The sequence below is a fragment of the Helicobacter cynogastricus genome (genome assembly GCF_900197855.1).
Lineage (GTDB): Bacteria > Campylobacterota > Campylobacteria > Campylobacterales > Helicobacteraceae > Helicobacter > Helicobacter cynogastricus.
Genome location: NZ_FZMQ01000005.1, coordinates 1 through 21,810, shown reverse-complemented (window position 1 = coordinate 21,810; position 21,810 = coordinate 1). Strand labels below are relative to the sequence as shown.

Genomic DNA, 21,810 nt, shown 5'->3' with positions numbered 1-21,810 from the left:
TTACTTAGTAAAACTTTTTAGATTTAAATATTAAAAAATATAAATATTAAATAACCTTGACAACACTTTTAGTTTTATTTAAAATACGGAACATATTTTTTTATGATTAGGAAGTATTATGTTGGTTCATAGATTCATACGCAAAAAGCTTTTTGTAGGTGCGCTGGCCTGTTGCAGTTTAGTGTCTCTGAGTGCTGGGAATAATGGCGGGTATTTTGGCATTGGGGTTCAGTATTCCAATTTGGGAGCTGGGGGGAGTGCCAATGATGTTTTTAAGAGTGATGGGTTAGACACTGCAACTACCGATGCCACTTCTGGCAATTTTTTTGGCATGGATTTCCAGCTGGGCTATAAGCAATTCTTTGGCAAGAAAAAACGCTTTGGGATGCGTTATTATGCGATGTTTAGCGCACAAGGAGGACCTTACAGCTACCCCCAACGCTATAGCAACGACACTTATACTCTCAGAAATGGCGCGCTTACCAATCTTTTTTATGGGGCAGGGTGGGATGTACTCATTGATTTTTATCAAAATGAAACGCGTTCTTTTGGGATTTTTGGAGGTATCATGTTGGGAGGTACTTCTTGGCTTTTTGGAAAAAGCAAGGGCGTGTGTCCGAATGCCACATACAGCATGGACACTGGCGATCTGAGTTGTAGCTCTACACAGGTTTCCTATGATCAACTGAGCAAACAACTGGGCAAAAGAGCGAGCTATTCTCCTAGCTATGTGCAATTTGCCTTTAACTTTGGGGTGCGCGCCAATGTGAGTAAGCACAATGGACTTGAAGTAGGGGTGCGCGCACCTGTGATCAACACACCCTATTTTATTAATAAAGATAACCCTATTGCTAATGTGGAGCTTAGGCGTTTGGTGGTGATCTTTATCAACTATGTAGCGAATTTTTAAGCGCGAGGTCTGTGCGATTTTTACCCCACCTATGGTTTGGGGTTTTCTAGCAAGTAATCCCCTCTGCGCACGCATATTACGCTAGTATTTTTAATACTAGGGAGGACTTTAAGGCTCTTGGCTGGCTCTTCAACTCTAAATTCTGCACAGCTCCCCTGCCCGGGACGGGCAAAATCCTTTTTCCATTGGGCGTATTCAGGCGCGTTTTTGATACTATCTTCTAAATATTGTTTTTCATAAACCTCAACAAATTTCATAAAATCTTCGCTCAAGCCTAAATCTTTGATTTTGACATCTGTTTTGCGCTCTGCCTTATGTTCGACAATGAGGCGCACCAACTCCGTAGGGGCAGAAGCTCCCACTTGCACAGGGCGTTGATAGGTTTTTGTGGTTTTAGTGGTAGTGGTAGAGTAGGTGCTACTCCACTCTTGTTTGGTTTGCTCAGGCCAAAAACACTGGCGTGTGCGGGCTTTGTAACAACGCCTAGTCGCTACAGAGGCCCGGGTTAGGCTAAAAGTGTGTGTGGTTTTTGTGGGGCCTAACACCTCAATTTTATCGGGGAGCTGGGTATAGGCTAAGGTGATTTTACCTATCTTGCCATTGGAGGCATCGGCACTAAAATCGCACGCCCCCATGCTCAGATACTGCCCACTGGCTTTATCTAGCGATCTTAACATCGTAGGACGGCTAGCCTCTAATTTTTCATCATCATAGGTCCAATTTCCACAAGGCACTTCCTCAAAGCCACCCATACCCGCATTAGGTGTTTGGGGGGTGGCTGGAGGAATACTAGCTAAGGTTGTAGGCGTAGCTGGAGAGGTTGAAGCTGGATTTTCTGAAGTGCTTGTACTTGGTGATGTGGCAGGGGTTTGAGTTTTAGGCGCGCTTGGAGTATTTTGAGTGGGTGTAGATAGATTAGCGGAGTAATTATAGGCTTGGGGTGGAATGTAGGGATCAGGAATGGGCAGTAGCGGAGGGGTTGGAGCGTAAGGGTTAGAAGCTGTGTAAGAATTTTGAGGTTGTGAGGCTTGAGGCGTGGAGAGATTAGGGGGCTGGGTGGGGGTTGTTTGAATTGTTTGGGGGGTTGGGTTTGTGCGTGAAGTGCGACTAGAAGTACGGCTAACACGGCTTGATGAGCGAGTGGAACGCGAGCTAGAAGTGCGCGATCGGGTGGTGCGGGGTGTGCGTGTGGAGCGGGTGCGTGAAGTGGCAAATCTGCTGGAACGCTTAGAGCTAGAACGAGCACTCTTAGAACTCTTAGAGCGGTAGGAGCGTTTGCGTGAGGTGGAACGCCCATAGGATTTGTTATTAGAGGTGCGGGTGTTTTGATTTAAATCGTTTTGTGTGCTGTGTGTTAAGCCCATAGAATCGGTGCGATTTTGTCCTAAACCGAAGCTTTGATCTTGGGCGTATTGCTTAGGATTAAGACCTAGTAGAAGTGCCATTTGCTGGGGGTTGGTATCCTTAAAAAACACGTGGCTTCTCTTAGGAATTGTAGCGGGGATTTTCTCTAAGCGTTGTTTAGCCTGCACTTTAGAGAGGCGCAGGGTTTTTGTGTGGGGTTTGAGTTTTTGCAAAGAGGTCGCCTCTAAGAGCAGATCGCGTCCTAAGAGTTGGAAGCGTCCATGCACTAATAAATGTTTCTGAGGGGTGTTTTTATAGAGGACATATCCCCTAAATTTGCCCCCACGGGCGTGTAGATTGAGGCTTTCTAGGAGTTGAATCCGTAGAGCTTGTACTTGAACACAGAAAAAGAGAATTAAAATAAGCCACCTCATACTAGCCCGTGTTGCGCATCCCCTGGGCAATTCCCACAATGGTGCTATGAATATAGATTTTGAGTTGCTCTAAATTCCCTTCTTGTTGTTTAAAGGCAGAGATGAGAGCAATTTGTAAGTGATTGAGGGCGTTAATGTAGGGGGTGCGGAATAAAATACCCTCTTGCACACTGAGGTCTTTGTCTAGCAATTTGTCTTCTGATCGTATAAGCAAAACCGCGCGCATGGTTTTTGCAAACTCTTTTTCAATGCGCTCCCAAATATCTAGGGCACTAGGGTTATGGGTGGCGAATTTGTGATACTCTCTAGCAATGTTTAAATCCACTTTTAAAAGGGCTTGGGCAATGTTATCTAGCACCGCTTTAAAAAAACCATCTTTACCATAGAGTGATCGCAACGCCTCAAAATCCCCAACACTCTCTAAACCACTCCCTACACCATACCACGCAGGTAACAAACTGCGGTTTTGTGTCCACGCAAAGACCCAAGGGATGGCGCGTAAATCCTCAATTTTGCTACTTTCCTTGCGTTTGGAGGGGCGCGAACCTAAATTGAGCTCTTGAATAAAGGCAATGGGAGTTGCCTGTTTGAAGTAGTCTAAAAAGCCCGGTGTATGGTAAATAAGATCGCGATAGGCAGTACAAGAAACCTCTGAAATGGTTTTTAAAGAGGGATGAAGGGGAGCTTTGGGCAAGGGAGAATGGCGATCCAAAGTGTTCTTTTTTAAAAGCGCACCCATGATATTGGCTAGATTAGAGCGCGCGCTGGCTGGATTGAGGTAACGCGAGCTAATGATTTCCCCCTGTTCTGTGAGCTTTAAAGTCGTATCAACGCTATGTGTGGGAGCACTCAAAAGGGCGTTTTGCAAATCTCCCCCACCCCGACTCACACTCCCCCCTCGTCCATGGAAAAGAATAAATTTAATCCCCAACTCTTGCTCTAAATCCACAAGCGCGCTGATGGCGTTATAAAGATTATAATTGCTCGCAAAAATGCCCCCATCCTTGCTTGAATCCGAATAGCCCACCATGATCGCCTGTTTAAACTCCATGATCTCCAAATAAGCGCGATAATGGGGGTTTTGGCTAAGGGTGCGCATGATTACTTGGGCGTGCTGGAGATCGGCGATGGTTTCAAAAAGGGGCGTGATGTAAATTTTGAGATTCTTACTAACTAGGCGGCTTTGTTTAGCCAACCACAGCACACAGAGCAGATCGCTTGCTTGCGTGGTCATGGAAACAATGATGGAGTGAAAAATTTCAGTACCGATACGACTCTTAGCCCACACGATGTGGCTAAAGGCTTCTAAGAGACGCTTACACTCCGGACTCACCATCAAAGATTGTAGAGTGGTGGGCTCTTGGCTTAGGGCGTGGCTAAGAATCTCTAATTTAGCCTCCTCTTCTAGGGCGTAAAAATCGCTAGTCGCCAAGCCCAAATGGCAAAACACCTCGCTAATGGCATAAAGAAAAACATCTCTATGCTCCCTGAAATCCAAAGACAAGAGATGAAACCCAGCCAAAAGAACAAGATGTCTAAAATCCAATAAGGGTTGAGACAGACTAGGCTCTAGGTTTTCTAACAAAAGATCGATGTCCTCTAAGAGTTCGCGTGGATTTTTATAAGCGAAGTCAATCTCTAGGGGCGCACTCAAAGCGATGAGGCGGTTTTTGAGTTTTTGCTCCATTAAAATCAGTTTTGCGCGAAAAGGCTCTTTGACATGCAGGCGCGCGCTGGTGGGATCAAGTCGATGAAAAGAGGCCTGCAAATCGGTTTTTAAAGCCTCTGAGATGGGGCAAAAATCTAGGGCGATGGAGAGTTCTCTTTGGAGTTTGGCGGTGTATTCTAAGTAGGTCTTGATAATGAACTCATGCTGGATGCTGACCACCTGCTGTAAAAGGGCGTTGCTCACAAAGGGATTGCCATCTCGATCGCCCCCGATCCAACTCCCTAAGTGTAAAGGGCAATGTTCAAGGGGTTTATCTAGCATTTTTTGAATTGTCCCCAAAAGATCGCGACAGCTAGGCAAAATCGAATGTTGCAAAATATAGAGCAGATTGTCCAACTCAAAGAGAACCTCTAGTCTCTCTTGGCGTATTAAGTGGCTTTTCCACAAAAGGCCTAAGCGGTAGTTTAAACGTTTTTTGGCATGCGCGACCATGTCTTGGTTGCACGCATTGTCAAAGACTAAAGAAAGGTCATGATACATCTCTTGAATAGCTTCTAAAAAGGTGCGGCGCATTGACTCGGTGGGGTGGGCAGTGAAAACGGGGTAAAACTGGATATTCTCTAACACGCCTTTTAGCTTTGTTGTCTCAAAACCCATATCTAGTAATTCTTGGTAGGTTTCTTGCAAGCGCGCAGGTTGTTGGTTTTTATGCCGTTCTTCTACAATATTAATTAGGATATTGTAGAGAGAAAAAGCCTTGATCACACCTAATATCTGCTCAGAGGTGGCGACTTCTTTCAAGGCTATCTCTATCTCTGCTTGGGAGTGCTCCGTATTTTCAAAGAGGTTTTTAAGGCGCAAAAAGTGGCGCGTGATGGTGGGGCTAAAGGTGTCTAAAACATTCACGACCAAGTCGTGGAGAAACTCAAGTTCTCGTTCTACCTGCGGGTGTTGGCGCATCGCTTCCCCTGCACAAGTTTAAGTTATTTTTTCTTAAAATCTATCTTTAAATTATAATACAAAAGGAAATCGATGTCTAGGGTTTCTGATGGTTTCTTGCCCATCTATACGGATGCAGATGGGAGTGTAGAGCACATCGCAAAAAGAAGCGTGGGGGTGCTAGGTTATGGGGCACAAGGGCGTGCGCACGCGCTCAATTTGCGCGATAGTGGGGTTAAGGTCGTGGTAGGTTTGCATGACACAAGCAAGAGCGCATCGCTGGCTAGAGAGGAGGGCTTTGAAGTGCACAGCGTGGCTTCTTGTGCGCAGAGTCAAGATGTCCTAGCGATTTTACTACCCGATGAATTGCACCAAGAGGTGTATACCCAAGAAATCGCCCCTTATTTAAAGCCCGGTCAAACCTTGATCTTTGCGCATGGCTTTAGCGTGCATTTTAAGCAAATTTGCGCGCCTGAGGGGGTAGGTGTGGCTTTAGTAGCCCCTAAGGGTCCAGGGTCAGCTCTTAGAGAAAATTATCAAAATAACAGCGGTCTTTTTGCATTGGTGGGCGTAGAGCAGGAGAATAGTGCCCATAATGCTAAAGAAATTGCCCTAGCCTATGCTTGTGCTTTGGGTTGTGGACGCGTGGGGATTTTGCAAACTACTTTTAAACACGAAGCTTGTAGCGATCTCTTTGGAGAGCAGGCGGTTCTTTGTGGAGGGCTAGTGCACTTGTTGCGCCAGGCCTTTGAGGTGTTGGTAGAAGCAGGTTATCCCAAAGAGTTGGCGTATTTTGAGTGCGTGCATGAGATCAAGCTCATCGCAGATTTGATCTATACTAAGGGGGTGGCTATGATGCAAGAGCACATTTCCAACACGGCAGAATATGGCGGTCTGCTCAGTGGTGGCTATCTTGTGGATGACTTAATGAAAGCGCGCATGCAAGAGATTTTAAAGCAAATTGAAGGGGGAGATTTTGCCCAAAAGTTTCTTGAGGAAAAAACGCGCGGTTTTACCCAAATGCATCATCAGCGTGCACAATTAGCACAGCACCCCCTAGAAGAAGTGGGGGCGCATTTACGCAGTTATCTTTTTAAGGGAAATTGATGGTTATCACCATTACTTCAGGCAAGGGCGGAGTAGGCAAAAGCACCACAACGGCTAATCTAGCCATAGGGCTAGCCTTGCAGAATAAAAAAGTTGTGGCTGTGGATTTTGACATCGGCTTGCGCAATTTGGACATGATTTTGGGCTTGGAAAATCGCATTGTTTATGATGTAATCGATGTGATGGAGGGGAATTGTAAATTACCCCAAGCCTTGATCAACGATAAGAAAAATAAAAATCTCTATTTTTTGCCCGCCTCTCAAAGCAAGGATAAAAATATCCTAGATAAAGCCAAAGTGCAGGCTCTCATAGCACAGCTCAATGCTCAATTTGATTTTGTGCTCATCGACTCTCCGGCTGGGATTGAGAGTGGGTTTGAGCACGCCGTGCTCTTTGCCGATCGCGCCATCATTGTAGTAACCCCAGAGGTTAGCAGTGTGCGCGATAGCGATCGCGTGATCGGCATCATCGATGCTAAGAGCCAAAAGGGGCAAGAGATGGTCAAACACATACTTATCAACCGCATTAAACCCGACTTGGTTGAAAAACAAGAAATGCTTTCTAATGAGGATGTGCTCAAAATCCTAGCTCTGCCTCTCATTGGTCTAGTGCCCGAGGATGATAAAATCGTTTCAGCCACCAACACCGGCGAACCAGTGATCTACACCCAAAGCCCTAGCGCGCTAGCTTTTCAAAGAATCACAAGGCGCGTTTTGGGCGAAGAGGTGGATTTTGTAGAATTTAAGAGTAAAAAAGGCCTAGTAGGGACTATTAAGGGTTGGTTTGCATGAAGTGGTTTAAGGGGGGATCGAGCGCGCGGGCTAGAGATCGCCTAACTTTAGTGTTGGCTTATGAGAGAAGCATGCGCATCCCCTACATGGAGGAGATGAAAAAAGAAATTTTAGCGGTTGTGCAAAAATACATCGCCACCACTAAAATTGATGTGCGCACAAGCTCCAACCAAGAGATGGACACCCTGGAGGTTGAAATCATCCTTGAGCGTAACTCAAAGGAAAATCCTGAAAATTAGCCATTTTTCTTACTCCAAGCTAAAAGCTCTTCCTCTTGGTTTGGGGTGTGTCAAAAACCCTCCCAAAGAGCTCTATTACACCGGCAATCAAGAATTATTACAAGCCCCTCTAAAAGTTGCCATCGTAGGCACACGCCACCCTAGCCAATACACCCAACAACACACGGCATGGCTGGCTAAAGAGATCGCCAAATTAGGCGCAGTGGTGGTGAGTGGGGGCGCGTTGGGCGTGGATATTATCGCCCAACAACACGCCCTGCCCCACACAATCATGATCGCCCCCTGTAGCCTAGATTATCTCTACCCCCCCAGCAATGCGCGCATTATTGAGCAAATCGCTACAGAGGGGCTTATTTTAAGCGAATACGCTCAAAATACCACTCCACATAGATATTCTTTTTTAGAGCGCAATCGTTTGGTGATTGCTCTAAGCGATGTAGTGATCATCTCAGAGGCAAATCTGCACAGCGGATCGATGTCCAGTGCTAAATACGCCCTGCATGCCCAAAAACCCCTGTTTGTATTGCCCCATAGATTAGCAGAGAGTGCGGGCACACAAGCACTTTTAGCAGAGGACAAAGCGCAGAGCATTTACGATATAGAGGCGTTTTGCCAAACACTATGCCAAACTTATAAGCTCAACCCTCCTAGCACCCCACCCCTTGAGGATCACCTCAGCTTTTTTAAAACAAATCCCACTTGTGAGCAAGCTTATGCCCGTTATGGGACTTTGATAGACGAATACGAATTACAGGGCTTGATCACGCGCCGACATGGACGCATGGTGCTAGCATGAAAGGGCAGATTTTAGTTGGCTGCGATGTGGGCTTGAAGCGCATCGGGCTAGCTCTCTACACTCAAGAGACCATTTTGCCCATGCCTGCTATCTTGCGTCATAACCGCGATCAAGCCCGCTATGATCTTAAAATTTTTTTAGAGAATAAGCGCGCTGTAGGTTTGGTTGTAGGTTTGCCTAATGCCTGCTATGCCGACACGCGCGCGCGCGTGCAACATTTTATAGAGGGTTTAGACTTTGCACCTATTTTTTATGTCAATGAAGATGATAGTAGCGCGCAAGCCCAAGAGCGCATTTTTCATCTCCCTTACAAACAACGCCAAAAGGCGCGCAAGAATGGAATCCTAGATAGTTTGGCGGCATGTATTCTTTTGGAGCGTTATTTAGGATTATGAAAGAGTGGGTGATTCAACAAAGTGGGCGACTCGATCAACTCCTCGCCCAAACATTAAACATCTCTAGAAGTCAAGTTTTGGGGTGTATCAAGGCGGGCTTGGTATTTATGGATGGAAAAATATGTCAAAAAGGGGGGGTGGAAGTCAAACCCGGAAGTTATGTATGCGTGCAAGAACCCCCAGCGGTAGAAATAAAACCTTTGCCTACAACTCTTAGCATCGAATGCCTCTATGAGGATGAGGACTTATTAGTCATTAACAAACCCCCGCATTTAGCTGTACACCCTGCTCCCAGTCTTAAAGAAGAAAGCTTGATGGATTATTTGATCGCTAAGGGCTATCAACTCTCAAACTTTAATGGCGCGGGGCGTTGTGGGATTGTGCACCGCTTGGATAAGGACACCAGCGGGGCGTTAGTGATAGCCAAGAACAATGCTTGTCATGCCCACTTGAGCGCGCAGCTGCAGAGTCGCCAAATGGGGCGTTATTATTTAGCCTTGATACAGGGACATTTGCACGAACCTTTATTTGTAGAATGTCATTTGGGAAGACACCCTAAAAACCGCCTCAAAAGGACTAATTTAGATTTGCTTAAAATCAAGGGGGGGAAACCCTCAAAAACATTTTTTGCTCCTCTCTTTGATGGGCTCAAATGCCAACTTATAGGTGCGCGTCTTTATAGTGGACGCACCCATCAAGTGCGCGCACATTTAGAGAGTTTAAGGCGACCCATTTTAGGGGACACACTCTATGGAGCTAAAGAGGGAAGTGCAGAGCGCACCATGTTGCACGCCTATATCCTCTATCTCATCCACCCTAGAACCGGCCACCAACACCTTTTTAAAGCCAGTCTTTTAAAGGACATGGTAGAATGCGCTCAATCCCACTTGCAAGGAAATGATTGGTATGGGTGTATCCAAGAAGCTAGTTTTCTTGAGCGTTTTCGCACTTCTTCTGTCTAGTTGTGCCCCCTCAAAAAAAAATAATACTCTCTCTTTTGCAGATCACCAAGATTTAAATACGACAGATGCAAATCTTCCAATCGTGCAGGGAATTAAGACTATTAACGATGTGCAGTCCGTAGGTTTTGAATGGTTGCCCATTAGCCACCCTGAGAGAATCGATGGCTTTGTGATTTATCGCACCCAACAGGATCAAAATTTTAAACGCGTGGGTGTGGTCCGTAACCCCTTTGCGACCCATTATTACGATGACAACCTCACGCCCCAAACCCAGTATTACTACCAAATCGCTACTATGGGAAAAAATGGTGAGATTTCCCAAATGTCTAAGACAATCGGTGTGCGCACTTCTTTTATCAATCCTGTAGAAAATGTCTTTGCGAGCATGACCACGCCTAGAGAAATCAAAGTCTTTTGGACTCCTCATCCCAACCCCAGTATTGCAAAATACATTATTCAAAGAGAAGACGATCAGGGAAAATTTGCCAACATTGGAGTAGTAAAAAATCGCCTTTTTGTAGAATATTTTGATCGCAAACTAGGAGATGGGCAAACTCATCGCTACCGCGTGATTGCTGAGGATTTTGAGGGCGCGAAGTCTTTGCCTAGTGCTGTAGTGGTGGGCAAGACAAAAAATCCTCCATCCGCAGTGCAGAGTGTCCAAGCCAGCAACGATCTTACACGGCGCGTGCAACTGAAATGGAATCCTTCTGAACAAAAAGACATCGTAGGTTATAAAATTTACGCAGCTGATGATCTCAATGGTAAATACAAGGAAATTGCCCAAACCCGCACTACGGATTATGTTGACAATGTAAATACAGATGGAATAGATAGGTTTTACAAAATTGTGGCTGTAGATAAAGATGGAATTGAGGGCAGTATGCCTCAAGAGGCCATCAAAGGAGCGACTTTGCCAAGACCCCCTACACCCATTATCACAAAAGGCACTATTGAAGATGGTCGTGCCATCATTACTTGGGAAGCGATCAAAGATGCAAGGGTGCAGGGTTATGCCGTATATCGTTTTGAAAATAATGCCCATTCTAAACCCTTGCGGTATGGCTCTATTTTGGGTACACAATTTATTGACAAAGCGATGGAAACAGGTACAAAATACCGCTATCAGGTTGTAAGTGTAGATGGAGGTGGGTTGGAGTCGCGCCCAAGCAAAGAGGTAGAATTACGATTGGATCGCTAGCTCATGCCCCATTTTAGCGCAACTAAAGTTTTTGCTTCCTTCCCTTTCCAAGAGGAAAATCTCCACTTTTTATATGAGGCTCGAAGTTGTCTTTATCCTCATAAAAGTCTTATTCATGTTCAGAGTGAAGCGCATGATTTTTGCCTGCATAAAATCATGCGCCAAGAGGACTATCTTTTTAAGGGTGAAAAATCTACACGGCCTGTTCCTGTAGGAATTTTACAAAAAGCTTTGCGTGTCTTGATGGGTCATTGTGAGGGAGCAGTAGGAAATTTAACCCAAGAAAAATCTTGCAAGACAAGCCCGTTTTTATTGACAGGGAGGGATTTTTCAAAGTTTAATGCTTTCCATTTGGAAATCGGGTTTGGATCGGGGAGACACTTGTTAGAAAAGGCCAAAAACCACCCACAAGAAATTTACATAGGCCTAGAAGTCCACACCCCTAGTTTAGAGCAAGTTTTAAGGCAGATAGAGCTTTTAGGACTCAAAAATCTCTATTTGGCGCGTACAGATGCGCGCTCTCTTCTAGAAGTACTCCCTTCTAGCGTGTGTCTTAGTTTGGATTTACATTTTCCTGTGCCTTGGGAGAAAAGCCCTACAAGAAGAGTAATGGGGGCTCATGTATTTCAAAATATGCTCAGAGTTCTCAAAAAAGACGCTTATTTGTGGTTGCGTACAGATAGTCAGATATATTTTCAAGAAAGCTTACGCCTTGCTCAACAAGAAAATTGTATCTACACCACGGACACAAATGCTCTTGTGGCTGTGCCTAGCAAGTATGAGCAACGCTGGCTCAAGCAAGAGAGAAATATTTATGATTTACGGGTGTGTGCATCTGCAAGTCATCTCCCATCTCATAAATCAATCCTTTTAGAAAGGGAGCTAATACAAGGCACGCCTAAACCTCTACAAGAGGTTTTGAGTCAGCGACATTTTAAAGAGACGAGTTACTTTTTGCACATTCAAGATGTGTTAGAATACGGCAAACTTTGGGTTTTAGTGCTCAGTTTTGGGGATTTTATAGCTCCCACAAATAAGATTGCTCTGTGGAATGGACAGAACCTAAGTTATGTAGGAGGGATGCCTTATAACACAGAGGCAAATAGATTAGCGCAACGAAAATTATTAGAAATTCTCATGGAGGCATTGTGAGCAGCATTGTGGTAGCAAGAGATTTGTCTCTAGGCTATAAAAAAGATGAATGGGTGATTCGGGGGGCTAATTTGAAAGTAGAGCGCAAGGATTTTGTTTTTATCTCAGGACCTAGCGGATGTGGTAAAAGCACGCTTTTGCGATCTTTATATGGCGATCTTCCTTTATTAGGAGGGAACTTAGAAGTGTGTAATATCAATGTAAACCGAGCTTCAAAAGCCTTTATTAACGAATTACGCCGCCATATCGGCGTGGTGTTTCAAGATTATAAGCTGGTGGAAGAGTGGACCGTGGAGCAAAATATCAAATTGCCCATGCTTATTAATGGCTACCGCAAAGAAGAATGTAATATCCAGACTGAAAAACTCTTAGCCCATGTGGATTTACTCTATAAATCTAACCGCTACCCCTTAGAGCTCAGTGGGGGAGAGCAACAACGCGTGGCTATGGCTAGGGCTATCGCGCACAAACCCTTTTTGATCTTAGCAGACGAGCCCACAGGCAACTTAGATGACTATTCTAGTGATATGATTTGGAGTTTGCTCAAGGGTGCAAATAAGCAATTAGATATTACGATCGTGGTGGTTACACACCGCATCCCCAGTAATTTCAATGTGCCTTACCGCAAGATTTATATTAAGGATGGAGAGGTGCATGAATACACTTAAGGAACATCTGGCTTTCTTGTTGCCTCTGATGGCACTCCTCTTTGGTCTAGAAAGTGTACTTTGGACTCTGCGGGCTGTGGATATACGCGAAAAACAACTTTCAAAAAATTATACGATCACAATAGTTAGCCAACAATCTTTGACATTAGAGTTTATCCGTCAAAATATTCGCACTGCCATTTCTTTAGAGCAACTTAGCCCTGATTCTATCTTGCAAAAATTGCAACAAAATATCAGCCCCAATAGTTTGGCTAATCTTAAAAAGAGTCTGCCTCTTTTTTATTCTCTTAAACTCCGTCAATTCCCCACTTCTGACGAATTACAACTCATCCATAAAAGGCTACAAAAAATCCCGGGGGTCTCTAGGGTAGAAGTCTTTAGCAAAACTCACGACCAAGAATACCGCCTTTTGCTATTGCTCAAAGAAAGCACCTTAATTTTTGCCCTATTAGTGGGGACACTTTCTGTATTGCTCTTGATCAAACAGGTTCGGGTATGGAATTTACAATACTCTAAGCGCATTGAGATTATGGACCTTTTGGGGGCTCCTATGCGAATTAAGCATGGTTTTTTATTCCGTTTAGCCCTAATCGATTCTGTACTAGCAAGCGTGGGGGTATTGCTAGGTGGGGCGTACTTGATCTCGCAACAAAGATTCCAAACAATTTTGAGCACTCTTGGCCTGGAAGATAAGTTATTTGTGTGGCAAGAAGATTTAGCGATCTTTTTACTAGCTTCGCTTGCTATTTCATTGACTTGTGTGTGGGTTGTCGTGATTCAGAGGAGAGGTGCATGAAAAAATGCACGCTCGCTATCTTGATAGGATTATTTTGTATCGCCTCTAAAGGAGAGGAGATCGACGAGATCGAGCGTAATATCCACCTTAATACCAATAAATTGCAAGAAGCTACCGCTCAAAAAACCAAGCTTAGTAATCACCTCAACACTCTGGGCAATGCGATCAATCAGAAATACCGACAAAGTCAAGAGCTCGCCCAACAAATCCGAGAGATTCAAAAAAGTATTGATAAAAATCAAGCCCAAAACCAAGCTCAAGAAAAAGCATTGGGGGAGTACCGCAACTATTTGAATAGTCTTAAAAAGAATCGCCTTAAGATACAAGATGAGGTTACAACTCTACTACTAAAAGATATTGTATTTGTGATGGTTTTGGAGAGTCAAGATCGCGTTAGCACAGAAGATCTTATGCTTCAAGAGCTCTTTAAACGACTCAACCAAAGTTCTAAAAATCAGTTAGCAAGTTTGAGTTTCCAAGAGGAGCAGATCAATGCCAAGATCGCTAAAATCTCTGATAGTATCACTCAAATTAGTGCCACCATCAACGCCCAAAAGGATCGAAAGCGTGATTTGCAACTTGTGGTAAGCGCACAACAAAAAATAATTGAGAGCATGCGCGCCGAACTTCAACTCTACAATAAAAAGCTAGAAACTTTGGATAAAGAGCGTAAGGGACTCGATCGACTCTTGGCCTCACTTAATATTGTCAAACTTGCTAAACAGAAAGAAATGGAACGAAAAAAAACCCAAGATGAGGAGGATTTAAAATCTGCTATTGGAGGTATAGAAGCTCCCATTGAAGTCAGACAGGTAGCTAGCTCTTATCGTGATATTGTAACTATCGCTTATCGTGGTCCTAAGACCATCTCTCCCTTGAGCAGTTATAGGGTGGTACAAAAATTTGGACCCTATTTTGATCCGGTTTATCGACTCAAAGTTTTTAATGAGTCGATCACCCTTGTGCCTACAAGACCTAATGCTGTGGTGCGTAGCGTCTTTGATGGACGAGTGGTCTATGCTAAAGAAGTGCCCATCTTAAAAAAGGTGATCATTATTGAACATAAAGACGGGATGCACACCATTTACTCTCAATTAGATAAAATTGCGCCCACTATCCGGCATGGTTTGCATGTGCAAAAGGGTTATGTGATTGGGCGCATCGATCAAAGGTTGAGTTTTGAAGTAACTCTTAAAGATAAACATATTAATCCCCTAGAGCTCATCGCACAAAACCCTTAGTTGTTTATCAAAAACAACCAGCCATTGCCGATCTTGGTGTATTTAAGGAGAGTTCATGTCCGGCAATATTGTGGGCGTTTCTGATGTTTCTGGTCTAAATCACTTTCTATCTCAATCTACTCCTAACAATAAGCTTACAACCTTACAAATCCATTCCTCAGATCATCAAAAAACTGAAATAGAATCGCTAAAACAAGAGCTGACGGAACAGGATTTGCAGAAGCTTAGCAAGGAGCTTAACGAGAAGATGAAACGCATGCATTCAGACATTACCTTCAGCTACAATGAGGACATTGAGGGTTTGGTAGTAACCATCAAGGACGATCGTGGCAATAGAGTGATTCGCGAAATTCCACCCCAAGCGGTGATCGAATTGAGCAAGAAAATGCGCGATATTGTGGGGATTCTCTTTGACAAGAAGGGTTAAAAAGCGATGGCAGTAGGGCAATTAAGTTCTTTGGGGATTGGTAGCAAGGTTTTAAATTACGATGTGATTGACAAACTTAAGAAGGCGGATGAAAATACTATGGTCAAGCCCATCGAGAGAAAGATGGAAGCCAATTTAGAAAAACAAAAAGCCCTTGTTGAAATTCAAACCTTGCTTGGCAATTTGCGCACACCTGTCAGAGCTCTAAGTGATTATTCTACTTATACAGCTAGACATAGCAATGTAACTGGAGATGCGCTCAAAGTGAGTGTGAGTCCGGGTATCCCTATTCAAAATATCAAAGTAGATGTAGAGAGTTTAGCACAGGGGGATATTAATGAAGTGGGCACTCATTTTAGCTCTAGAGATGATGCCTTTGCTCAGTTTGACACTACACTACACTTTTACACTAACCATCAAGATTATGCCGTCAAAATTAAGGCCGGGATGACTCTAGGGGATGTTGCCCAGGCAATCACAGATGCTACTGATGGCAAGGTGATGGGAATTGTGATGAAAACGGGGGGAAATAAACCCTATCAACTGATGATCAATAGTAAGGGGACGGGTGCAGATAATCGTATCTTCTTTGGCTCTAGTGTCATCTCCCATTTGAGCAATGATGCGACCATTAATTTAGAAGCCAAGAGCGAGACAAAGCCTGAGGATGATTTTTTTATCAAATTGCATGACGAGCAAAATAATGTCATAGAAATTCCTATCACTCTCAAGTTGCAGGGATCTATTGAAGCCAAAAATGCGGCTTTGCGCGCTGCCATCCAGAAAGCCTTAGAGGATAATCAGACTACAAAATCTTTGGTAGACGATGGGCAGTTGAATGTAGGGATTATCAATGAGGGTAAATCTTTGGTAATCAATGATAAAAGAGGTTTGAGCGTGGAGGTGGGGGGGGCTAAGGCGCACGAATTAGGCTTTATCCAAGATAAATCTCAGACAGAAGGTGATTTGCTCAAAGCGCTTACTGCTCCACAATCTGGCAAAATCAAGGGCATTATTAGTCTAAATGGGCAAAATATTGACATGGGAGCGATCACAGCTGAGCACAATTCTAGCCAAGATAATGCCAACGCCCTAGCCAAAGCCGTTAATGGAATTGCAGGCTTGAGCGCGTCTGTGGGTGCGGATGGGAAATTAGTGCTCAATAGTGTCAGCGGGCAATTGCGTTTAACTGGAGCAAACCCAGAGGGTAAAAAAGCTTTAAAATCTCTAGGACTTTCTGAGGGCTTTAGTCGTTCTTATGCTAACGCCCAAGAGCTCTTTTCAATTAAAACCTTGCAGAGTGCTAGCGATGCTAAATTTACCTACAATGGAGCTAGCATTACGCGCCCTACCAATGAGGTTAATGATGTGATCAATGGCGTGTCTTTAAGTTTGCTAGGCACAACAGAGCCAGGTAAGGGGGCCATTGTTAGTATTACTAGAGATGACAAGGCTATCATCGATAATGTTAAAGAGTTTGTCAAAGCCTACAATGAGTTAATGCCTAAATTGGACGAGACTACCCGTTACGATCCAGATACAAGGATTGCCGGGGTCTTTAACGGAGTGAGTGATATCCGCACTATCCGCTCTTCGCTCATCAATGCAGTTACTTTTACAATTACCAATAGTAAGGGTGTGGCAAGCTTGATGAAGTATGGAATCATGTTAGATGACCATGGCAAAATGAGCCTAGATGAAAGTCGTCTTTCCAGCGCGATTAATGCCGACCCCCAAGGAACTCAGGACTTCTTTTATGGAAGCGATGTGAAAAGTATGGGAGGCAAAGAAACCCATCAAGATGGAATCTTTGAGCGAGTGGATAAAGTTTTGTCTAATTTGGTCGATGGTGGACATGCGCGTTTGAAGCTCTATGAAGATTCTTTAGATCAAGATGCCAAAAGTCTTAAAAAAGACAAAGAGAATGCTATGGAGTTATTGAAAACTCGCTACGACATTATGGCGGATCGTTTCGCTGCCTATGACGAGCAGATCTCTAAGGCTAATCGGTCGTTTAACGCGGTGCAGATGATGATCGATCAAGCTGCCGCTAAGAAAAACTAATGTTAAGAAGGGATAAGATGTTTCGAGCCAATGCCTATAATTTGTATCAACAAAACTCTGTAACCGTGGAGTCGCCTGCCAAGCTTATTGAGATGCTTTATGAAGGGATTTTAAAATTCTGTGCACAGGCCCAAAGACATATTGAAACCGGTGATATTGAAAAGAAAATTCTTTACATTAACAAGGTTACGGACATTTTTACAGAACTTCTGAATGTTTTAGATTATGAGAGGGGGGGCGAGGTCGCTGTCTATCTGACAGGCCTGTATACCCACCAAATCAAGGTGCTTACACAAGCAAATATGGAGAATGACGCGGAAAAAATCAATCTTGTGATACGGGTAGCACGCGGACTCCTAGAGGCATGGCGAGAGATTCACCAGCATGAACTGGGTCGATGAGCTCAAAATCGCTCTTTTAGAGAACAACCTTGAAAAGGCGGGGGTTTTAGTTGAGAATTGTCCCTTCTTAGAAAATGCTCAAGCAGATTTAGAGACTCTGCAGATAGCTAGGGAGCTTATTACCCAAACGATTGCGCGTCTTCAAGAGGCCCAACAGCAGTTAGGTCTGCAAATGCGCCAGCTCAAAGCCGCACGCCGTTTTATGGAAATCTCACAATAGACTTTTAATTTTTGGAGCTATAGCCTCTTGGTTTCTGTTGGCATCTCTGTGTTTGGCCAGTGTGTTTTTGGTCAACTCCAATAAGCCTAAACTTTCTATTCTAGTGCGTTAAGTAACCTTAATTGGCTCTTGTATCTTTTCATAAGGTTACATGTTTACCCCTTTTGGTCCATTTAGAGCTTTTGAGGACAACATGAAAGATTAACTTACGCACTCACGCCGCGTGGTTTTAAAGAAGTGCCAAGTAAAACCAAGATGAGCTAGACTAGATTAAGGCTAGAGCTGAAAGCTCTAGCAAACCCCTTTAACGCGTGCTTTTACTAAATCTGGCATATCTGTTTTCAAACAATCATGGCCATCTTAAAGCTCTAGCAAACCCCTTTAAGCTCTGTTTTCAGCTGGTAAAAACTCTTCTCTAGCTTTTTTACATGCAGTTTAAAAAGCCCATTGATAAAATCTGTCATCAGCTCAATATCCAAACTGCCATCTTCTTTAAGCGGGGCGTAAAACTCTATATTCTCAATTTTTGCTACTCCCCCACTCTCTCCCCAGCTTAAATTAGACACCGCTTTATTAATGCTAGTACAGATAAATAAGCCTGCTTGTGTGTTAAGCGCAAACTTTGGGGCGAGTATTTTCACTCCATTGCCTGTAAAATACGCTTCTGATTGGTAGAAACAAAAAAAAGTATCTTGGGCAAAACTTAGCGTGCCTTTGGGGTTTAAAAATCTCTCATCTGCCTTGATATACCCGCGTATGCCATTATTTTTAGCAGAGCGGCACACAAAGGGGTGCGTATCAGGGCTAGGAGTTTGAAAAATCTCAACCCTGCTTGCTACTAAGCTTTTTGCACTTGGCAAGACTTTAAAAAACTCTTTAATAGCGACAGCTAACATCCTAATGCCCGCCTAACTTCATACTCCAAAAACGCGCTAATACTTTTATAGAAATCCTGCAAGTTGGCGCGCTCTAAAGGCGCATTGCATTCTGTTTTTAGTCGTTTAAACTTTGTTCTTTGCTCTTGCAGGGGGGGGTAAGTTTAGGGTTTTTCTTAAGTGGGCCACCTCTTCTCTTAGAGCCACTAGATGATCTCTGAGCGCGTTGCCTTGCTCAAAGTATAGACTCTCTTGTTGCTTGCGCTGCTCTTTATTCCCCTTGAATTTACGGCTCGTATAAAAATGCTCATCATAGAGATAACGCGCTGTCTTCATCTCTTCTTGTTTTTGCTCTAAAAGCTGTTGTATATCCACGCTATGCCTTTCTTCCTAGTTTTATCAATCCCCCACACAAAAATCTAAATCCTTTTCTAACTCCTCTATGTAGGCCAATAACTCTGTTAAATACTCCAGTGTCTCTAAACTCTTATGAGGCCTAATAGGCTTTACAATTTGGCATTTAACAGGCGTGTAAACTTGTTTGTAAAGCACACGCGGCGCACAACCCAAGCAAAAAACCCCCAAACAAACCACCCCAACAACACGCATCAGCACCCACAATGCGCGCATCAAACAAGGGTTAAGGCCTATCAAACAAAGAACCCCTATTTTTAAAAGCCTTTAAAAAATTCTCTTGAGCAATTTGGGCATACTCTTTGGACTTCTCGATGCCAATGAAATTAAGCCCTAATTGCATACACGCCACCCCGCTGCTCCCACTGCCAGCAAAACAATCTAACACTATCCCGCCCTTAGGCACAATCTCTAAGCAATGGGTCAAAATCTCTAAGGGTTTTTGCGTGGCGTGTTGTTTGTGTTTGGGGTGTAAATAGGCCTCTTTATAGCCGTAGTGATAGCGCGCCTCCGTTCTGCACTCATAGGCGGGTAGCTCCCCCTTAGTTCCCCAAACAATAAATTCACATTGTTGTTTAAAACCATTGGGAAAGGGTCTAGCAGAGCGTCCCTTATCCCATACAATCACGCCCCGCCATGCCAAATCTGCCAACTGCACGGCATCGCTTAGAGCAGGGAGCATGCGCCAATCAATGAAACTAAAAAAATAACTATTAGGCTTGAGCACGCGCTCAATTTGGGCAAAGACAGAGCCAATCCATGCTATCCACACTCTTTGGTCTTTGCCATCGCCTACAAATTCGTAGTATTTGGTATTGTTGTTTACATACTTTTTATTCGTGTTAGCATTGCGCGCATTCAAAGACTTCACCCCGCCACTGCAATAAGGCGGATCCATCAAAACACAATCAATAGAGTTTTCAGGCAAGCCCTGCATAAACTCTAAAGCGTCAGCATGAAAAACTTGGTTAAGGTAGGAGGAGAGCATGGTACTTCTTTTAAGTTAAGATTAAATGTTTTTGTTATAGGGTTTTTGTGGTGGTGCAGTTGCATCTAAGTAGCACCCGTATGGACGGACGAGCTACGCTATCTAAAATTTAGATAGTTGTATACCGGCACCATCTTTAAAAGCTAAGCCGTTTTCTAACTTCCCGTTTTCTTTGTAAATTGTTTTTAGTGATAGTAAATTATATTTTTTGCCCACTATTTCCACCACAACCATATACCCATTAATTTGTTTTCCAATAATAAGCACTGTTCTACCTCTATCTTTATCTACTCTTATCAAATCCGCCCCATTCACAATCTCTGGATAAGTGGCTATGTCTTCGCGCGTTACTGCTGGCTGTTTGCTCTCTTCAACTAAAGGACTCCCCTTGCCATGCCTTTTTTCAATATGGGTTAAAGCATCCCCATCAAATAACATCTTAATAGGCTTGTTAGGGTCAAAACCTAGATGTTCAATGATTTTAGGGTTAGTCAAGTCTCCTACCCAAACCTTATCATTCTTGCGTCTTTTGACTTCCTCTAAAAATTCCTCTGTCAAGTCCTCCTTAGTGGCTTTGCGTGTGGGTGTGGTTTTGCTAATAAGTTCCCCATTCCCCTCTTTGAGCGTTTTCTCATCATTGCCCTTAGGGGGTTTATTGCCTCCACCACTAATGGGCGTGTCTTTAGGGCTAGGTATTCCCCCTCCCCCTCCACCTCCACCACCTCCGGGGGGTGGGTCATCTGGAGGTAACCCCCTTTCAATCTCTCTAATAAGAGCCTTAGTGGCGTTGTCAAACTCTACGCGTTGGCCTAAGGCGCGCAAATGTTGTTTAAACTCTGCAACGCTGTAGCTTTTATGCAATGCGCTTTTAATATGGTGTCTTAGAGCCGCTCCACTGACTTTATCATTGAGCACTTTAGCAAAGGGAATATAGGGGGCGGTGCGCACCACTAGATCAAAGAGGGCCTTAGTAACTTGAAATTGCATAGCCCCGCTCACAGAGGTGGCAATGCTTGAGCCAATTTTTCCCCCTGTGGTGGGTTTCAAGCTTCTTAAAATGTTAGCATCTTGATTAAAAAGTCTATGAAAGCCTTGAGCAATTTCTATAAAATCCTTAGCCCCCTTGCTGCTAAAAGTCCCCTGCGTGAGTTTGCCCAACTTCTCAAAGAATTGCGCGCTATCAAAGACCTTTAAATCCTCCTCCCCGATTAAAGAGCGTTGAAAAATTCGATGGAGCATGTTAAGCTCTAGCACTTCTTTATTTTGCGCGCTTAGACCCTTAGTGAGCTTGCTAAAATTATCTAGCCCCTCCTCTCCTTGACCCTTAGCAAATTTGATAAGCGCATCTAGGGCCTGCTCTTGGCTACTGGCCACATCTCTTAAGCGCAATTTCTTCACTTGCTTTAAAGTCTGCTTACTTAAAGCATAATCTTTAAGCGCGGTGTTAAAGAGTTGTTCATATTTGCTCCCCATCTGCGCAGGAAGTTCTTTAAAAAGTTGGCTGCTGCCCGCTTTTATATCCTCTCTTAAAAAGTTTTCTAGCCCCCTTTGGATATGATCTCTTAAATTAGGGTTTTGTGCCTCTTTGTAGTAGCTATTGAGCAGTTTGCGCGCGTTTTCAAGTTGGGTAAAGCTAACCCCCTCTTTGTTGTAAACATTGCTTTCAATGAATTTTAAAAAGGGTTTAGCCTCTGCTAAAAGCCCTTGTTCTTTAAGTTGGGCTTTAAACTCATTGTAACTGATGTCCCCTGTATAAGGAGTGTTAGGGTCTAGCTTG

23 protein-coding genes are annotated in these 21,810 nt (G+C 43.8%); 16 read left to right on the top strand and 7 right to left on the bottom strand.

Annotated elements, in window-relative coordinates; genetic code table 11:
• Positions 1-118: 118 nt before the first annotated feature.
• The gene (locus tag C6H00_RS01325; RefSeq protein WP_104749257.1) at positions 119-910 is read left to right on the top strand and encodes an outer membrane protein; all 792 of its coding nucleotides are present in this window, start codon (positions 119-121) and stop codon (positions 908-910) included.
• Between the two features lie 29 nt (positions 911-939).
• Here C6H00_RS01325 and C6H00_RS01320 read toward each other — a convergent pair whose 3' ends face one another.
• Both C6H00_RS01320 and C6H00_RS01315 read right to left on the bottom strand, forming a co-directional pair.
• On the bottom strand, positions 940-2,688 hold the full coding sequence (locus C6H00_RS01320; protein ID WP_104749256.1) for a hypothetical protein: 1,749 nt from the start codon (positions 2,686-2,688) through the stop codon (positions 940-942).
• A 1-nt stretch (position 2,689) separates the two neighbouring features.
• Complete coding sequence (locus C6H00_RS01315; RefSeq protein ID WP_104749255.1) at positions 2,690-5,317, bottom strand: phosphoenolpyruvate carboxylase; 2,628 nt, start codon at positions 5,315-5,317, stop codon at positions 2,690-2,692.
• A 72-nt stretch (positions 5,318-5,389) separates the two neighbouring features.
• Between C6H00_RS01315 and ilvC the strand changes: the two genes are divergently transcribed.
• The 15 genes from ilvC to C6H00_RS01240 are packed head-to-tail and all read left to right on the top strand — an operon-like array spanning position 5,390 to position 17,756.
• Entirely contained in the window at positions 5,390-6,403 is a 1,014-nt protein-coding gene (gene ilvC / locus C6H00_RS01310) for a ketol-acid reductoisomerase (protein ID WP_104749254.1), read from the top strand.
• Positions 6,403-7,194 (top strand): septum site-determining protein MinD, encoded by a 792-nt coding sequence (minD, locus tag C6H00_RS01305; RefSeq protein ID WP_104749253.1) that lies wholly within the window; start codon positions 6,403-6,405, stop codon positions 7,192-7,194. Before ilvC ends, minD begins: the two co-directional genes overlap by 1 nt.
• Positions 7,191-7,433, top strand: coding sequence for a cell division topological specificity factor MinE (gene minE / locus C6H00_RS01300; RefSeq protein ID WP_104749252.1), 243 nt, complete (start codon positions 7,191-7,193; stop codon positions 7,431-7,433). The genes minD and minE overlap by 4 nt, the downstream gene beginning before the upstream one ends.
• Entirely contained in the window at positions 7,429-8,229 is an 801-nt protein-coding gene (gene dprA / locus C6H00_RS01295; protein ID WP_104749716.1) for a DNA-processing protein DprA, read from the top strand. Before minE ends, dprA begins: the two co-directional genes overlap by 5 nt.
• A gap of 8 nt (positions 8,230-8,237) precedes the next feature.
• The gene (ruvX, locus tag C6H00_RS01290; protein ID WP_104749715.1) at positions 8,238-8,624 is read left to right on the top strand and encodes a Holliday junction resolvase RuvX; all 387 of its coding nucleotides are present in this window, start codon (positions 8,238-8,240) and stop codon (positions 8,622-8,624) included.
• Entirely contained in the window at positions 8,621-9,586 is a 966-nt protein-coding gene (locus C6H00_RS01285; RefSeq protein ID WP_104749251.1) for an RluA family pseudouridine synthase, read from the top strand. The genes ruvX and C6H00_RS01285 overlap by 4 nt, the downstream gene beginning before the upstream one ends.
• Positions 9,531-10,787 (top strand): fibronectin type III domain-containing protein, encoded by a 1,257-nt coding sequence (locus C6H00_RS01280; protein WP_104749250.1) that lies wholly within the window; start codon positions 9,531-9,533, stop codon positions 10,785-10,787. Before C6H00_RS01285 ends, C6H00_RS01280 begins: the two co-directional genes overlap by 56 nt.
• Positions 10,788-10,790: 3 nt before the next feature.
• On the top strand, positions 10,791-11,939 hold the full coding sequence (trmB, locus tag C6H00_RS01275; RefSeq protein ID WP_104749249.1) for a tRNA (guanosine(46)-N7)-methyltransferase TrmB: 1,149 nt from the start codon (positions 10,791-10,793) through the stop codon (positions 11,937-11,939).
• Complete coding sequence (locus C6H00_RS01270; protein ID WP_104749248.1) at positions 11,936-12,607, top strand: cell division ATP-binding protein FtsE; 672 nt, start codon at positions 11,936-11,938, stop codon at positions 12,605-12,607. The genes trmB and C6H00_RS01270 overlap by 4 nt, the downstream gene beginning before the upstream one ends.
• Entirely contained in the window at positions 12,594-13,403 is an 810-nt protein-coding gene (locus C6H00_RS01265) for a cell division FtsX domain-containing protein (RefSeq protein WP_104749247.1), read from the top strand. The genes C6H00_RS01270 and C6H00_RS01265 overlap by 14 nt, the downstream gene beginning before the upstream one ends.
• Positions 13,400-14,644, top strand: coding sequence for a murein hydrolase activator EnvC family protein (locus C6H00_RS01260; RefSeq protein ID WP_104749246.1), 1,245 nt, complete (start codon positions 13,400-13,402; stop codon positions 14,642-14,644). The genes C6H00_RS01265 and C6H00_RS01260 overlap by 4 nt, the downstream gene beginning before the upstream one ends.
• Before the next feature lie 55 nt (positions 14,645-14,699).
• The gene (locus C6H00_RS01255; protein WP_104749245.1) at positions 14,700-15,071 is read left to right on the top strand and encodes a flagellar protein FlaG; all 372 of its coding nucleotides are present in this window, start codon (positions 14,700-14,702) and stop codon (positions 15,069-15,071) included.
• Between the two features lie 6 nt (positions 15,072-15,077).
• On the top strand, positions 15,078-17,135 hold the full coding sequence (gene fliD / locus C6H00_RS01250) for a flagellar filament capping protein FliD (RefSeq protein ID WP_104749244.1): 2,058 nt from the start codon (positions 15,078-15,080) through the stop codon (positions 17,133-17,135).
• Between the two features lie 17 nt (positions 17,136-17,152).
• Positions 17,153-17,536 carry a flagellar export chaperone FliS gene (fliS, locus tag C6H00_RS01245; RefSeq protein ID WP_104749243.1) on the top strand — a complete coding sequence of 128 codons (384 nt, stop codon included), beginning with the start codon at positions 17,153-17,155 and terminating at the stop codon, positions 17,534-17,536.
• A complete protein-coding gene (locus C6H00_RS01240) occupies positions 17,520-17,756 on the top strand; it encodes a hypothetical protein (protein ID WP_104749242.1) in 237 nt (78 codons plus the stop codon). Before fliS ends, C6H00_RS01240 begins: the two co-directional genes overlap by 17 nt.
• Before the next feature lie 368 nt (positions 17,757-18,124).
• Here the strand turns inward: C6H00_RS01240 and C6H00_RS01235 are convergent, their stop codons facing one another.
• From C6H00_RS01235 to C6H00_RS01215, 5 genes are all read right to left on the bottom strand, one after another.
• Positions 18,125-18,652: a restriction endonuclease subunit S gene (locus C6H00_RS01235; protein WP_104749241.1), complete on the bottom strand. Its 528-nt coding sequence runs from the start codon at positions 18,650-18,652 to the stop codon at positions 18,125-18,127.
• Positions 18,653-18,757: 105 nt separating this feature from the next.
• Positions 18,758-19,006 carry a hypothetical protein gene (locus C6H00_RS01230; protein WP_104749240.1) on the bottom strand — a complete coding sequence of 83 codons (249 nt, stop codon included), beginning with the start codon at positions 19,004-19,006 and terminating at the stop codon, positions 18,758-18,760.
• Between the two features lie 24 nt (positions 19,007-19,030).
• Positions 19,031-19,261: a hypothetical protein gene (locus C6H00_RS01225; protein WP_233704349.1), complete on the bottom strand. Its 231-nt coding sequence runs from the start codon at positions 19,259-19,261 to the stop codon at positions 19,031-19,033.
• Between the two features lie 10 nt (positions 19,262-19,271).
• The gene (locus C6H00_RS01220; protein WP_104749239.1) at positions 19,272-20,033 is read right to left on the bottom strand and encodes a DNA-methyltransferase; all 762 of its coding nucleotides are present in this window, start codon (positions 20,031-20,033) and stop codon (positions 19,272-19,274) included.
• A gap of 102 nt (positions 20,034-20,135) precedes the next feature.
• Positions 20,136-21,810, bottom strand: a 1,675-nt coding sequence (locus C6H00_RS01215) for a PBECR3 domain-containing polyvalent protein (protein ID WP_104749238.1), incomplete at its 5' end; no start/stop codon positions are given.

Bases quoted from the DNA above. Each gene is read 5' to 3' on its own strand.
- C6H00_RS01285 (WP_104749251.1), top strand. From the start codon at position 8,621: ATGAAAGAGTGGGTGATTCAACAAAGTGGGCGACTCGATCAACTCCTC.
- C6H00_RS01265 (WP_104749247.1), top strand. From the start codon at position 12,594: ATGAATACACTTAAGGAACATCTGGCTTTCTTGTTGCCTCTGATGGCA.
- minE (WP_104749252.1), top strand. From the start codon at position 7,191: ATGAAGTGGTTTAAGGGGGGATCGAGCGCGCGGGCTAGAGATCGCCTA.
- C6H00_RS01260 (WP_104749246.1), top strand. From the start codon at position 13,400: ATGAAAAAATGCACGCTCGCTATCTTGATAGGATTATTTTGTATCGCC.
- C6H00_RS01240 (WP_104749242.1), top strand. From the start codon at position 17,520: ATGAACTGGGTCGATGAGCTCAAAATCGCTCTTTTAGAGAACAACCTT.
- fliD (WP_104749244.1), top strand. From the start codon at position 15,078: ATGGCAGTAGGGCAATTAAGTTCTTTGGGGATTGGTAGCAAGGTTTTA.
- fliS (WP_104749243.1), top strand. From the start codon at position 17,153: ATGTTTCGAGCCAATGCCTATAATTTGTATCAACAAAACTCTGTAACC.
- C6H00_RS01235 (WP_104749241.1), bottom strand. From the start codon at position 18,652: ATGTTAGCTGTCGCTATTAAAGAGTTTTTTAAAGTCTTGCCAAGTGCA.
- ilvC (WP_104749254.1), top strand. From the start codon at position 5,390: ATGTCTAGGGTTTCTGATGGTTTCTTGCCCATCTATACGGATGCAGAT.
- C6H00_RS01315 (WP_104749255.1), bottom strand. From the start codon at position 5,317: ATGCGCCAACACCCGCAGGTAGAACGAGAACTTGAGTTTCTCCACGAC.
- C6H00_RS01220 (WP_104749239.1), bottom strand. From the start codon at position 20,033: ATGCTCTCCTCCTACCTTAACCAAGTTTTTCATGCTGACGCTTTAGAG.
- C6H00_RS01320 (WP_104749256.1), bottom strand. From the start codon at position 2,688: ATGAGGTGGCTTATTTTAATTCTCTTTTTCTGTGTTCAAGTACAAGCT.
- C6H00_RS01280 (WP_104749250.1), top strand. From the start codon at position 9,531: ATGGGTGTATCCAAGAAGCTAGTTTTCTTGAGCGTTTTCGCACTTCTT.
- trmB (WP_104749249.1), top strand. From the start codon at position 10,791: ATGCCCCATTTTAGCGCAACTAAAGTTTTTGCTTCCTTCCCTTTCCAA.
- minD (WP_104749253.1), top strand. From the start codon at position 6,403: ATGGTTATCACCATTACTTCAGGCAAGGGCGGAGTAGGCAAAAGCACC.
- C6H00_RS01225 (WP_233704349.1), bottom strand. From the start codon at position 19,261: ATGCGCGCATTGTGGGTGCTGATGCGTGTTGTTGGGGTGGTTTGTTTG.
- C6H00_RS01325 (WP_104749257.1), top strand. From the start codon at position 119: ATGTTGGTTCATAGATTCATACGCAAAAAGCTTTTTGTAGGTGCGCTG.
- C6H00_RS01255 (WP_104749245.1), top strand. From the start codon at position 14,700: ATGTCCGGCAATATTGTGGGCGTTTCTGATGTTTCTGGTCTAAATCAC.